Source organism: Microbacterium sp. 05N427 (assembly GCF_056397105.1).
Window position 1 is genome coordinate 70,919 of sequence record NZ_JBFTMT010000012.1, and the last position, 14,181, is coordinate 85,099.

A 14,181-nucleotide genomic window follows, 5' to 3' on the forward strand; every position below is an offset into this window, starting at 1 on the left:
CGCGCCCGGGCGACGCCCCGTGGCGGAGCCACGAGTCATCCTTTGATATAGTTGACGAGTTGCCCGCGCAGCGGGAAGCATTCCTCGGTAGCTCAATTGGCAGAGCAGCCGGCTGTTAACCGGCAGGTTCTTGGTTCGAGTCCAAGCCGGGGAGCCAATAGGCCCCCAACCCCCTTGATACGACAAGGAGGTTGGGGGCTTCTCCGTGTCCGCCCGTCCCTCCGGCACTCCCTGCTCCTGATGAACCCAGCAGAACGGCCGACTCCTGCCCAGCGGCGGGTCGGTGATCCGACTCGAACCACCCCTGCGGTGAGGCGAAGTGAGCCAGAAGGCGAACCACGAGCGTAACGTTCCGTGTTCATGTCTAATTCCGCCGCTCGGGTTCGCTGCTCCTCAGACCTCGGCAACTTTCGCGTCATTGAGGGAATCGGCGTCGAAGCTTGCAAGTCAGCACCTCATCCGTCATACTCGTCACACATCAACTCTCGAAGCGAAGCCCCGCGGCAACACGAAACGATTCGCTGTAGAGGTTGTAACAGCCCGAGTATCACAAAGGAGTGAAAGTGTTCCGCAGTGCTGAGAGATCTCACGGCGAAGACGATTCGTCCGCCGCATATCTCGAAGAAGAGAGGCGCTCCATGGCGTTGACGGAGGAAGAACCCCTCGCGGACGAGCGTGCCTCCGTCGCGGGTCGGCCATCAAGCCTGCGAGGGTCAACGCGTCCTCGTTTCCGCATCACCGTGTGGCTGGCGCTCCTCCCGCTGATCACCGTATTGGGAGTGTTCGCCTACTTCCCGGCCCTCTCCTCCATCTTCTGGTCATTCTTCAACTGGGTGCCCGCGGGCGTCTCCACTTTCCTCGGCGGCGACAACTACGCACGCATGATGAGCGACGGCATCTGGTGGCACTCGTTCGGCAACCTCGGCATCATCTTCCTTTTCAACCTCGCGTCGTGGATCCTGCCGCTGCTCGCCGCAGAGCTGCTCGTCACCCTCAAGAGCGAGCGGTGGCAGTACGTGATCCGCACCCTGCTCATCATCCCCATGGCCTTCCCAGGTGTCGTGACCGCGCTCATCTGGGGCTTCTTCTACGACCCGAACGCCGGGGTGTTCAACCAGTTCCTCGGCGCGATCGGCCTGAAGGCATTCGAACAGAACTGGACCGGCTCGCCCAGCACGGCACTCGTCGCGCTGCTCCTCGTCGGCTTCCCGTTCATYGCCGGGCTGCCGTTCCTCATCTTCTACTCGAGCCTGCAGAACATCCCGAAAGAGGTGCTCGAGGCCGCCCAGCTCGACGGCGTCGGCCGCTGGGCGCGCCTCTGGCGGATCGACCTGCCGCTCATGGTGAGCCAGATCCGCATCCTCTTCTTCCTCGTCGTGGTGGCCACCCTTCAGTACGGCTTCGTCGCCTTCGTGCTCACCGCGGGTGGGCCGGACAACGCGACCATGGTGCCGGTGCTGTACATCATCAACCAGGCGTTCAGCGCCGGAGACTGGGGCTACGCTGCCACGCTCTCCACCACGCTGTTCGCGATCACCCTCGCCCTCAGCCTGCTCTCGCTCTTCATCGGGCGACGCAATCAGGGCGCCAACGATGGAGGTGAGATGTGAGCACCGCGACCGTCCGGCTCTCGCAGCAGCCGAAGAAGCTCCGCAACCGCTCCCACCTGCAGGTCGGCGCGAAGGCGGTGCTGATCATCCTCGTCGTGATCGGCCTCGCGCCCTACGTCTTCATGCTCATCACGTCGGGCAAGACGAACCAGCAGTTCGCGGACAGCTTCTGGGCGCCGGTCTTTCCGTTCCACTTCGAGAACTTCGCCGTGGCGTGGAACCAGATCGCGCCGTACCTCGGCAACACCTTCTATGTGGCCATCGCCTCGGTCGTCCTGATCGCGGCCATCGGCTCCGTTGCCGGCTTCGTCCTCTCACGATTCCGCTTCCGTGGCCGCGCCGTCGTCTATGCACTGGTGCTCGCGCTCATGGCGGTGCCCGGCATCGTAAACCTGATTCCGCTGTTCATCATGATGAAGGACTTCGGCATCCTGAACACCTACGCGGTGCTGGTCGTGCCGTACGTCGCGGGCGGGGTCCTGCTCGGCACCGTCATCATGCGCAACTTCATCGAGTCGATCCCGCAGTCGATCTACGACGCCGCGAGGATCGACGGTGCGTCGAACTTCCGCCTGTATCGCTCGATCACCCTCCCTCTGTCGCTGCCCGTGCTCGGCTCGATCACGCTCATCACGCTGAGCACGGTGTGGAACGACTTCTTCTGGCCACTGCTCGTGATCACCGACGACAACCTGCGCAYGGTGTCGGTCGGCTTGCAGTTCTTCCAGGGGCAGAACGCCATCGAATACGGACCGCTGATGGCCGGATATTTCCTCGCCAGTCTGCCGCTCGTCATCCTGTTCACCTTCCTGTCCAAGTACTTCCTGGCGGGGGTACAGGGCGGTCTCCCCGGCGCGCACTAGGGCACCGACCCCGAACATCCGAGACGAGCTCTGTCTCCTTCCGCAATCACTGACTCGCACCACACCCCTCCGTCGCTCCACCCACAACCCAATCAAAGAGGATTGCAATGTCACAGCCCACAAGCCTCGTGCGACCCAAGGCGCTCGTCGCCGCGGTCGGCACGATCGCAGCAGCCGCGCTGGTACTGACCGGATGCTCGTCCGGATCCAGCTCCGACGGCAAGGTCACCATCACCCTCTCCGGCCCGAACCAGTTCACCGACCAGACCAACACCTTCGGTCCGGCCTGGGACGCGCTGATCGCGAAGTTCGAGAAGGACAACCCGAACATCACGATCAAGACCAATGTGCTGCCGCTCTCGTCGTTCGGCACCACGCTGACGACGCAGCTCACCGCGGGGACCGCGCCCGAGCTGATCTTCAACCAGCCGGCGCCGAAGCCGAGCCAGGTCACGAACCTCGACCCGTACCTCGCCGAGAAGAACCCGTTCGACCCGGATTCGAAAACGTGGCTCGACGGATTCGACAAGACTTACTTCGGAGATGCCCAGCGCGACGGAACCGGCCACCACTCGTGGGTACCGTTCAACCTCGTAACGGTCGGCATCTTCTACAACAACGACATCCTGAGCAAGGCGGGCATCTCACCCTCGCAGCTGTCGACCTTCGACGGGTTCACCAAGGCGTGCACCACGCTGAAGAAGGATGGCATCAACCCGCTGGCGACCGACAAAGGCACCCTGGCTTCCCTCTGGGCCACCACCGCGATCCAGTCGACCATGYTCGACCAGCTGTCCGACAAGATCAACGTCTTCGGTGCCGACGGAAAGGCGGGCACCACCAGCCCGATCGCCACCAAGAGCATCGCCAAGGGAATCCTCGACGGATCGATCGACGTGAGCACCGACCCGGCCATCGCCGACTCGGTCAAGATCATCAAGAAGTGGTACGACGCCTGCGCGACGCCGAACTGGTCGGGTGTCACCTCGGCCGGAGCCTTCACCGGCAGCACAGCCTTCCCCGGCGGCAAGGCCGCCATGGCCTGGGGCACCAACTTCTCGGCCGCCGGGCTCTCCACGGTGAAGTTCAAATGGAGCACCGTGCCATTCCCGACCATCTCGACGAAGGACTCGAAGTACGCTTCTGGCGCGCCGGCATCGTTTGGAACGGGAGCAGGTGGCACGTCGTACGAGATTCCCGCGTACATCAAGGGTGCGAAGCTGAAGGCGGCGATCACGTTCCTCCAGTATGTGTCGAGCCCGAAGGTCACGGACTGGCTCGCGGCGACGGGAAGCATCCCGGCGATCACCAGCGCCAAGGCTCCGTCGACGATCAAGGCACTCACCTCCAAGGACTGGGCCGCGCCGGCAAAGCTGGGTAACGGCTTGCTGCTGACGCCCGCCGCTCAAACCGGGCAGAACTTGCTCACCGGCTACCTGATCGGTTCTAAGACCCTCGATGAGTACCTGGCCGCGCAGCAGGCGGCGAACGTCACCTGGGCACACGAGCAGGTCACCAACAACAAATGGACGGACGTGGGCTAGCCCCGATCTGCCTGCAGGCTCTGCACGACGGGCGACGATCGCGTACCACCGCGAAAGTCGCCCGTCGTCCGCGCGATGCCGCCCGGCCGCCAACGCTTTCCAAGTAGCGAGGTGGCATCCGATCTCGGCCACGTTGTTCGGCGTGAAAGACGCCGGGCTCACTCAACAGGAAAAGGATGGACATGTCATTCTCAATAGGCATCGTCGGCGCCGGGCAATTCGCCGGCCAATTCTCAACGTTGTTCTCTCGACATCCCGACGTGACCTCGGTGTACGTCACCGATCTGCTTCCGGAGCGCGCAGAAGCACTGCGCGCAGATCAACGACTTGCGGGGACCTTCCCGTCCTTCGAGGCGATGTTGGCGTCGGATGTCGACGCGGTCGCCATCTTCACCCAGCGGTGGACTCACGGACCGTTGGTGGTCCGGGCCCTTCGAGCCGGGAAGCACGTGTATTCGGCAGTGCCGATGGCGATCTCGTCGGCCGAGATCGCCGAGATCATAGATGCCGTCTCTCAAACGGGGCTGACCTACATGATGGGAGAGACGAGCTACTACAACCCGGCGACCGTGTTCGCTCGCAACCAGTACGCCGCAGGTGCATTCGGTCGCGTGTTCTATGCGGAAGGCGACTATCTTCACGACATGGATCTCGGCTTCTACTCGGCCTACGAGTACAGCGGCGGGCCCGAGTGGAAGCGCACCGCCAGCTACCCTCCCATGCTCTACCCGACGCATTCGATCGGCGGGGTCCTGGGTGCGTTGCCCACTTACGCCTCAAGCGTGAGCTGCATCGGTGTGCGAGATGACGTCGACGACGGAGTATTCGACCGCAACGTCAGCCAGTTTGGTAATGACTTCTCTAACGCGACGGCGCTCTACGAACTCGCCTCTGGTGGTTCGATGCGCATCAATGAGTTCCGTCGCGTGGGATACCCGAGTCACCTGCGCGAGTCGCGATTCAGGTACTTCGGCACCGACGCCAGCTTCGAACAACTCGCGAACGTGTCCGTCTGGCAAGACAAGGCCGGACTGAAGGACGTGTCTGATCTCCTGGTTACCAGCGAGACGATCAGCCTCGACGACGCATCGCTGGCGCACGTGGCACCTGAACTGCGTGCCGCGTTCGTGTCCGGGCACGCGCGCGTACACGATACGTCGCGGCTTCCGGCGACATTCGCTGGGGCTCCCGATGGACACGAGGGAAGCCACCACTTTCTCGTGGACGACTTCGTCACCGCGGTCAGAGATTCTTCGATGCCGAGTGTGAACGCGTGGGTTGCGGCCCGGTTCACCCTGCCGGGAATCGTTGCTCACGACTCCGCGCGCCTCGGCGGAGTTCGGCTGCCCATTCACGACTTTGGCGACGCGCCCGCCTAGTGGCTCGACCGCGTGCAGGCTCGGTAGCCGCCGTAGGTCCGGTCCCGGCTCCTGCACTTGCGCTCTACGCGCCGACCAGATCCGCGAGAGGCTCGGCCCAGCCCATGCGCGGATCCGGTCGCGAGTCGTCCGACCACATGCCGGTACAGGTGTACGCGACGGCCAGTTGTGACTCGGGATGCGCAAAGGCGATGTTTCCACCCGCCCCGGGGTGGCCGAAAGTTCCACCTGACGCGAATCGCCCGCTCGCGAATTGCGAGCCCAACCAGAATCCCAGCCCGAACTCGGCGAGCTTCTGGTTGGGCAGGGCGGCGAGTTGAGGAACGGGGCCCAAGCCCACAGTGCGTGGCCTGGTCACCAAGTCGAGTGTCTGCGGCGAGAGCAGCCGAATGTGGTCGATCTCACCGATGGTGGCGGCGTAGATTCTTGCCACCGAACGTGCGCTCGCGATTCCGCCGGCGCCGCCGAATTCCATTCGGTGTCCCTCCACGGTGTTGAGAAACTCGGCCATGTCCGGAATCGACTGCACCTCCTTGAGCAGTTCCTGGACCAAGGGATCGGAGAAATCCACTCCGTACTGGGACCACAATTCAGCCGGATCGTTGGAGAGCAGGGGGTTCATACGGCTGCGGCACGTGACGTCACGTTCGCGATCGGCCGGGAGGCCACCGATCCAGGAGTCCACACCGAGCGGTCTGGCGACGCGCTCAGCGAAGAGTTCGCCCGCGCTCCTGCCTGTCACTCGACGAATGACCTCACCGTTGAGATACCCGAAGGTGAACGGGTGGTACCACGACACGGTACCTGGCACCCATAGCGGTTCCGCATCGGCCAGCGCCTCAACACACAGCGCCCAATTCGGTAGGTCGCTACTCTCGATCCCCGCCCCCGAGGGAAAGAAGGGAAGTCCGGCGGCATGGCTGAGGAGGTGCGCAACGGTCGTCCGATCCTTACCGCGAACGCCGAATTCCGGCCACAGATGTGCCACCGGCTCATCGGGGTCGAGCCGGCCCTGTTCGATGAGCGACGCCGCGATGATCGCGATCATGCCCTTGGTCGTGGACCACAATACGAAAAGGGAGTCCCCGTCGATCGCGACACCAGTCTCCGCGTCCGAGCCTGCCCACAGATCGACGACCACGGTCGCGCCTTGATAAACGCACAGTTGGGCGCCACCGGGATCGTCCGACTGTCCGCGCTCGAAAGCATCGGCGACCGCCTCGAAGCCCGGCGCAACCTGACCGTGAATCATGGAACGAGCTCCTCTGATCGCAGGGGGCAGCTGGCATCAAGCGTATCGAGCCACGAGATCGTGCACACGGTGTTTCCTTCCCGTTGTGGGTGCGGTCCGAAGAACCACGTGAAGATCGGCCCCGGCGGAAAGCCGGGGCCGATCCGTTTTGTCGTTAGTGGAGCAAAATCACCTGCAGGGTGCTCCCGCCGGTGGGGTAGCTCGTTCGTGGCTTGTCATCGTTGCCCGGCAACGTCTCCCAGCGCAGTATGTACTGGCCGCCCGCGGTGGCGCCCGCGAGGTCGTCCGCGATAAGGACCTGCAGCCCCGGGTAGGTGCCGGTTACCGTTGTCACTGACGCGGGCAGTGGCTGCGTGGGTACCTGAGCGATCCGATTCAGCGACGAGTCGATGATGACCGATTGCTTGTTCCCGCTGCCGTTGCAGAAGAAGTCCACGCTGATGTCGCCGTTGGACAGGACACGAGAGCCCTGCATGGCGACCTGGAAGTTGAGACTCCCGGTACCCCCGAAGCTCCAACGTCCGGTCCAGTTCGTGATCTGACTGATCTGCCATGTGCCGGAGGCAGTCGGACGTGCGGCGTACAACTGCGACAAGCCCTGCGAATCGTACTTGTGGTACGTGATGAGGGCGTTGCCCGAAGCGTCGAAACCGATCCTGGCGTTGCCGTTCAGCAGGCCGCCGTAGTCGGGGACCGGGTCGATGACGTCACCTTGGCCGTACTTGAACGGGGTGGCGAGAGGAGTCCCGTTGTTCGTCACCCAGTTCACGAGATCGTGACTCTTCGCGTATGTCAGCATGCTGTTCGTCGCCGCGTCCGGCGTGTCACGCCAGACCCAGATCATGTGGAACCACCCGTCCGGTCCCTTTGTCGGACCTTGGAAGTAGGAGCTCCATGTTCCTGAAGGGTTGCTCGCGGATCCGTTCCCGTCGAACATCGGCGTGGAGACGAGGTGCGACCACGAACTCGTCGACTCGTTGTAGACATCAAAATACGTCACGCCATCTCCGGACCCACCCTGGCGGTAGTCGAAGACGAGGCTTCCGTCCGCGCGGTTGACGAACTCGGGATAGGTAACGGAGTTCTCCGTGGCTGCGTCCACCATGTTGGTGACTCTCACCAACGTACTGATGTCGCCGGGGACGGTGGTGCGGAAGTAGACCAGCGGAACATTGTGCATGTTGCCGGCGACGTGGAGGTTTCCGGCCCGGTCAAGCCCGATGGAAACGTAGTTGTGGCTGTCCCATCCGAGAGTCGACGGGAGGATTTTGTAGGTCCAGGCGCCGCCGATCGTATGCTTGGCGACGGTCATGCCGCGGTTCACGTCGTAGTACGCGACGTACTGGTCGTTTCCGCTCGTGAGAAGTCGCTGCCCCACTTGCATTCCGGCCCAGGTCGTTCCCACCGTGCTTGTCGAAACGACAGTCGGGTTGGGATCCGGGTAGGTGTAGCTTCCGCCCCCCGGTGCGCAGTCGAGCGGGCCCGGGGGCGAAACAGCAGGGGCGCTCGTCGAGAGGCTCCAGGTCTGCGCTCGCAGGTTTCCGCTGTTGGAATACAGTCCGGAACGGCCCCCTACGACATTGGGGTCGACGACCGCCATGGTGTAGGTCTGGTCCGCAAGCGTGACGCTCGAGGCAGCGTTGATCACCTGCGAGCGCAGGGACTTACCTGTGCGGGTCAGCGTCACATCGAGTTGCGTGCCATACGCGGCAACGATTGTGCCGCTAGCGAGCACACCAGGAGACGTGCTGTTGGTCATCCGCAACAACTGCCAGCGACCGTTAGTGCCCGTCCCTGAGCCGGTCGTGACCCGGAGCACGTAGTAGTTCAGACTCGAAGCAGTGGTGCCCTGAAGGTTGCCGACCACGCCAACCCACTCCGAGCCGGCCGGGGTTCCCGTTGTGACGATATTCACTCGAGCAGAAACGGTGTAGTCGTCGCCGAGCGGGAGAGGGTTGTACGTGGCGACGGCGTTGCTGGTCGCGCTGGTTGCTTGGGCGGCACCGCTCGCAATGCTCCAGGCGCCTCGGTCTGAAGTCCAGGAGCTCCCGAGGGCTCCATCGGCGCGTTCGAAGTCGTCTGTCGCCGCGCTGCTCGCAGCTGCTGCGCTGACCGGACCTGCTAACGCGAGTGCAGTCACGACCAACGCCGGAACGAGGAGTCTTGCGACAGCTCGTTTCGGTCTTGAGGTGGGTGAGTACGTCATTGTCTCTTCCTTTCGTTGGGTATCGACCGAACCGCGCTTCCCATCACGAGGGAGGTTGCGGCTGCCGGGTGCGCGGCTCTGGCTCCGCGCTGGCGTCGCAAGCTAGAGCCCAGAAGGCAAATCAACTCGAATGATCTCGCCCGGCGCAGACACCCTCGTGTGTTCGTCGTCGGTCACGACGACGATCGAATCGCCCGTTCTCCACGCCCGGAACCAAGGCGAAGGATCCGAGGAGGATTCAGCCTCAACAACACCCGCCTCGATGAAACTCCGCCCTGTGGTCAGCGGTTTCACGGTGTCCATCCAGGGCGCGATGCCCTCAAGCGTCCGGCGCTGGACATCGGGGATCTCCCCCGATGCTTTCGGGCCGACGTTCAAGAGGAGCCGTCCCCCGCGTGACACGACATCGGAGTACAGCCGAGCCAGCTCGCGAGTGTTCATCGTCAGCGATTCGTCCTCGAGTTGGTTGAATCCGAAGGAGAAGCCCAACCCGCGGTTGTGCTCCCAGCCCTGCCCCACTTCGTGGTGGGTGTCGTGCGAGTATTCACTCGTTCGGTAGTCCCACCGATCCGTCCCCCACCGATCGTTGGTGATTCCCTGCGGCACAACCACCTTGTAGTAGTCCATGAGGGAGTCCAAGGACCCGTCTGCCTTTCCCGCGTCCGGCCAGTTGATGTCGTTCCAGATGACCGAGGGGTGATACCGATCGATGAGGTCCTTCACGTGATTCGAGGCATACGCGGCGTAGGCATCATCGATGGGGCGATAAGCCTCGACTTGCTCCATGGACTCCAGCGGCGGGAAGCCCGAGAATGCCCAGTCGAGGCCTCCCGAGTAGTAGACGCCGAACTTCATTCCGCGCTCGCGAACGGCGTCCGCCAGCGGAGCCAGGAGGTCCTTCTTCGGCCCTCTCGCCACAGTGGTCAGATCTCCCGCTCCCGGCGCGTCCCACAACGCCACTCCGTCATGGTGCTTCGTCACGGGTATCACGTAGTCCGCGCCGGCTGACTCGAACAGCGCCGCCCAAGCCTTGGGATCGTACTCTTCCGCTGTCCAGGAGTCCAAGAACTGCTCGTACGGCAGGCCGCCAAATGCTCTCAGGTGATGCTCCGCAGCAGGAGACCCCTCAATGCGGATGGTGTTCGCGTACCACTCGGCATATGCGTTGTGAGCGAACCACCGCTCGGGAGGCACGGCCCCCCACGCGCCTGTCGGCTCCGCCCACGCCGGCACCGAGTAGGGCCCCCAGTGAATGAAGATGCCGAAGGTGGCTTCCTGCGCCCAGGTCGGCAGGCTTCGTTCGTCGGTCATGTTCTGCTCCTTTGCTCATCAGCGAGCGTCTCGCCGGGCACGTTCGTGGTGGGCGGGTCGATGACGCCCCCTTTACAAAGGGGGTTATCCCGATGTGCGAAGGCCCGTGGTGAGGCGTGGAACGAGACCGTGGGCTCCCGTTCTGCTCGGTAGTCGACATGCGCCGTCGCCCGTGACTTGTCCGGCGGGGCCATGACCGTGGTCGCTCCAAAGCTGACGGCAGTGGACCCGAGCAAGGACCGCGTGATCGCCGACATTCATCTCCCTTGACCAAGCCTGAAACGATTCGCTCTCAAGCTACTCTTCGCGAACGCGAACCGTCAACTCGGGGTTGGTAATTGAGACTCCGAGCCGACAACATACGCGTAACGTTTAGTCCGCGGACTCTTCGGCGTGAAGATCACCTCGACGACAGGACGTGGCGACGGGCACCCGCCAGACGCCTGCGGAGTCGGTAATCGACACGGATCGGTAGTGTCGCCCGACGTCATCACACCGCATTGAGCTCAACGTTCAGCCCAGCGAGAGGGTCCCTCAGGACGCGTACGCAGCCCACCTCGAGACGGAGACGAGTCGCCGCAAGATCGAGCGAAACACCTCACTCCGCCCTGACAATGTCTCCCAGAGCGCCTGTTGTCGGTTGAGGAGCAGAAGCCTCAGACGCGAAGGGTCGCGACGGATCCCCCGACGACGAGGGTTCCGGGAAGCCTCGTCATGGTCGGCTCCGATGGAGCGGACCGGTCGCCCTCCAGCCGCTCGTGCATCGTGCGGGCCGCCTCGCGCGCGAGGTCTGCCACCGGCTGAGTGACGATGGTCAGGGGCGGTCGTGTCACGCGTGCCAGCTCTTTGCCGTCGAACCCGATGAATGAGATGTCCTGACCGAGACGCAGACCCGACTCGTTGATGGCGATCACCGCGCCGAGCGTGAGATCGTAATTGGCCGCGAACACGGCGGTCGGTCTGGGCCGCTGAGAGAGGATCTTGTTCATCGCCTCGTGCCCCCATTCGGACGTCAGCGGCCCCGTTTGGACGAGTTCGGTCGGGATCGCGGCGGGGAGAGCTGCGGCGAATCCCTCGTATCGCTCCTTCATGGTCGAAATCGCGAAGTCGCCGACGATGACACCAACCGATTCATGGCCGTGGTCGACGAGGTGCTGGCCGGCCAGCCACCCCGCCCCGCTGTTGTCGAGGCAGACGAAGTCCGCGTTCAAGCCTGGCTGCCAGAGGTCGATCGCGACCACGGGGATGCCCGACTCGATCACCCCGGCCAACGCGGGAACATCGGAGTGCGACGGCATGGTGATGATGCCGTCGACCTGACGGCCGAGGAGCAACTCCATGGCGTCGCGGCTGCGACCGAGGGGTCCGCCCTCGTCGGAAGCGAGCAGAACGCTGTAGCCGTGGGCACGAAGATACTGCTCCGCCACCGCGACGATCGATACATGGAACTGACTGAGAAGTGACGGCAGAAGCACACCGATCGTGCGGGTCGCGCCTCGCCGCAGGGCGCTCGCGTTGCGATTGAGACGAAATCCCAGCGACTCGGACGCGGCCTTGATGGCGTCCCGGTTCCGCTCGAGCACGTTGCCGCCGTTGTAGTACTTCGAGATCGTTGCAAGCGACAAACCAGTGACTCTCTGGATATCGGTATAGGTGGCAGAAGTCTTTCGACGCGTCATGCCTACGTCCCTTCTGGTCACGCCACGAAAGCGCGCCTGTGATGAAACGATACGCCGAAGCCACGCAAACGCCTCGCCGGCACGCACAAACCGATCCTCCCCACGAGCACCAAACGCGCCAGTCAACCTCGAGTGCTTCCTCAGTAGGAACAGCAAGCCCTCTACCCGGTGGCCGCCACGGTCGCTACTCCCCCTTGGACTCGACGTCTCCGGCTGAACGCGAGCGGATCTGCCCATGACGCCGTCAGATCGATATTTATCTCGCCACCCGCAGCAAACTGCGATACGTTACGTCTCGGTCAGCTCCCCGCATCTCCTTCGAAGTCCCGTACCGAGCACGCGGGCCGCCGCGCTGGTCTGAGCGGCTCTGCTGATGGCGGCTGAGCTGTCATCTGCTGAGTCGACCCCCGCCTTGTTCATGCTGGTCACCGAAGGAGCCCCTGTCATCGACATCATGATCCGCCACGCGTCGCCGGCGTCCGCTCTTCTGCTGGACGGACCTGCGCTCCCGCGCGCGACCGTCGACCGCGACTATCTGATGAGTCTGAGCGCAGAGAACCTGCTGCGAACGTTCCGGCTCCAAGCAGGCCTGTGGGGATATTCCGGTTCCGTCGGAACAACGATCAGCGAGGCCGCGGTCGATGGTCCGAGCGCGTGGCATTGGGGATGGGAGTCCCCGACGAGCGAATTGCGCGGCCACATCCTCGGTCACTGGCTCTCCGCCGCTGCCTACTTCTCGGTCCACGATGGCGAGGTTCGCGCACGCGCGGAGTACATCGTTCGCGAACTGCGCCGTTGTCAGGATGCCAACGGGGGCGAGTGGGTTGCAGCGTTTCCACCTGAGTATCTGCAGCGCGTCGTCGATGGCGTCGCCGTGTGGGCGCCGCAGTACACGATTCACAAGCTGCTCATGGGGCTGTGGGACATGTACGCAGTGGCGGGCAGCTCGGAAGCGCTCGAGGTGCTGCTGCGATTTGCGAGGTGGTTCAGCCGCTGGACCGACGACATGAGCCGGGAGCAACTGGATGATGTGCTCGACGTGGAGACCGGCGGCATGCTCGAGATCTGGGCCGACCTCTATGGCTTGACCGGGGATCCCATCCATCTGGAGCTGATCCGCCGGTACGACCGCCCGCGCTTCTTCGATCGCATGCTCGCCGGCCAGGATGTGATCAGCAATCGTCACGCGAACACGCAGGTGCCGGAGATCCTCGGAGCCGCGAGGGCGTGGGAGGTCACCGGCGACCCACGATGGCGGCGCATCGTCGAGGAGTTCTGGCGCCTGGCGATTCGGGAACGAGGCACCTACTGCACCGGCGGATCGAGCTCGGGCGAGGTGTGGCAGCCGCCTGGGACCGTCGTAACTCGGTTGAATCGAGTGCAGGAGCATTGCCTGGTCTACAATCTCATGCGGCTCGCCGAGGCGCTCTACCGCTGGACGGGCGACCGAGAATACGCCGACTATTGGGAGCGCAACCTGCTCAACGGCATCTATTCGCAGCAGAACGCGCGTACTGGTATGGTCACCTACTTCCAGCCCCTGGCACCGGGAAGCGCGAAGCAGTGGGGCAGTCGCACCAACGATTTTTGGTGCTGTCACGGAACGTTGCTGCAAGCCCATTCTCATCATGCAACGGCGGTAGTCCAACGCGATGCGGACGGGCTGCGCCTCTCACAGTTCATCCCGTCCGTCACGCGCTGGGATATCGAGGGTTCCGCGGTCGAGGTCCGACTGGACCAGGATCCGAACGACGGTCTGGTCTTCGGGCAGACTCGCACACAGGAGGGGCTCGACGCCATTCAGAGGCTCGTTCCCGACCTGCCCTTACACCGGCCGCAGCGAGTCGTGTATCGAATCGTCATCTCCGCCGACCACCCGACGGAGTTCGACCTCCGCATCCGGCTTCCCGAATGGGTGCAGGGTGAACCGAAGCTCACCCTCGACGGGTCTGCTGAGCCGATTCGCATGGAGGAGGGATGGCTGATCGTCAGGCAACAATGGCAGGCTCAGACGCTCCGACTCGAGTTCCCGATCGGCTTGCGCATCATCCCTGCACCTGACGACACCCAGGTCGTGGCGTTCGCCGAGGGACCCCACGTTCTCGTCGGAGTCACCGACGAGCGACACGATCTCCATGGTGACCCGGCGGATCCGACCAGTTTTCTGGCGCCGGACGACGAGCGGGAGCACCACTGGTGGAATGCCGGCCGCTATCGAACGAGGGGTGTCCCCGACATCCGGTTCATCCCGATCAATGAAGTTACGGATGAGCGGTACACAACGTATTTTCGGCTGGAGAGCTGACGAACTGACGTCGAGTCCGTAGGCCCTGGAAG

General features: G+C 63.5%; 9 protein-coding genes and 1 tRNA gene. 6 read left to right on the top strand and 4 right to left on the bottom strand.

Features of this window, described 5'->3' with window-relative positions; all coding sequences use genetic code 11:
- Nucleotides 1-81 precede the first annotated feature (81 nt).
- From AC1DG4_RS13480 to AC1DG4_RS13500, 5 genes are all read left to right on the top strand, one after another.
- Nucleotides 82-157, top strand: a tRNA-Asn gene (locus AC1DG4_RS13480).
- Between the two features lie 481 nt (nt 158-638).
- A complete protein-coding gene (locus AC1DG4_RS13485) occupies nt 639-1,610 on the top strand; it encodes a carbohydrate ABC transporter permease (RefSeq protein ID WP_477379192.1) in 972 nt (323 codons plus the stop codon).
- The gene (locus AC1DG4_RS13490; RefSeq protein ID WP_477421282.1) at nt 1,607-2,473 is read left to right on the top strand and encodes a carbohydrate ABC transporter permease; all 867 of its coding nucleotides are present in this window, start codon (nt 1,607-1,609) and stop codon (nt 2,471-2,473) included. Before AC1DG4_RS13485 ends, AC1DG4_RS13490 begins: the two co-directional genes overlap by 4 nt.
- 107 nt (nt 2,474-2,580) lie before the next feature.
- On the top strand, nt 2,581-4,017 hold the full coding sequence (locus AC1DG4_RS13495) for an ABC transporter substrate-binding protein (RefSeq protein ID WP_477421283.1): 1,437 nt from the start codon (nt 2,581-2,583) through the stop codon (nt 4,015-4,017).
- A gap of 182 nt (nt 4,018-4,199) precedes the next feature.
- Complete coding sequence (locus tag AC1DG4_RS13500; protein WP_477379345.1) at nt 4,200-5,396, top strand: Gfo/Idh/MocA family protein; 1,197 nt, start codon at nt 4,200-4,202, stop codon at nt 5,394-5,396.
- Between the two features lie 64 nt (nt 5,397-5,460).
- On the opposite strand, the gene AC1DG4_RS13505 is transcribed toward AC1DG4_RS13500, so the two are convergent.
- The 4 genes from AC1DG4_RS13505 to AC1DG4_RS13520 form a co-directional block, all read right to left on the bottom strand.
- Entirely contained in the window at nt 5,461-6,648 is a 1,188-nt protein-coding gene (locus AC1DG4_RS13505; protein WP_477379186.1) for a serine hydrolase domain-containing protein, read from the bottom strand.
- Nucleotides 6,649-6,802: 154 nt separating this feature from the next.
- Nucleotides 6,803-8,788, bottom strand: coding sequence for a BNR repeat-containing protein (locus tag AC1DG4_RS13510; RefSeq protein ID WP_477379184.1), 1,986 nt, complete (start codon nt 8,786-8,788; stop codon nt 6,803-6,805).
- A gap of 168 nt (nt 8,789-8,956) precedes the next feature.
- Nucleotides 8,957-10,165 (bottom strand): alpha-L-fucosidase, encoded by a 1,209-nt coding sequence (locus tag AC1DG4_RS13515; RefSeq protein ID WP_477379182.1) that lies wholly within the window; start codon nt 10,163-10,165, stop codon nt 8,957-8,959.
- Between the two features lie 656 nt (nt 10,166-10,821).
- Entirely contained in the window at nt 10,822-11,931 is a 1,110-nt protein-coding gene (locus AC1DG4_RS13520) for a LacI family DNA-binding transcriptional regulator (protein WP_477379180.1), read from the bottom strand.
- 286 nt (nt 11,932-12,217) lie between these two features.
- On the opposite strand from AC1DG4_RS13520, the gene AC1DG4_RS13525 reads away from it, so the two are divergent.
- Nucleotides 12,218-14,149, top strand: a complete 1,932-nt coding sequence (locus AC1DG4_RS13525) for a beta-L-arabinofuranosidase domain-containing protein (RefSeq protein ID WP_477379178.1) — start codon at nt 12,218-12,220, stop codon at nt 14,147-14,149.
- Nucleotides 14,150-14,181: the final 32 nt, after the last annotated feature.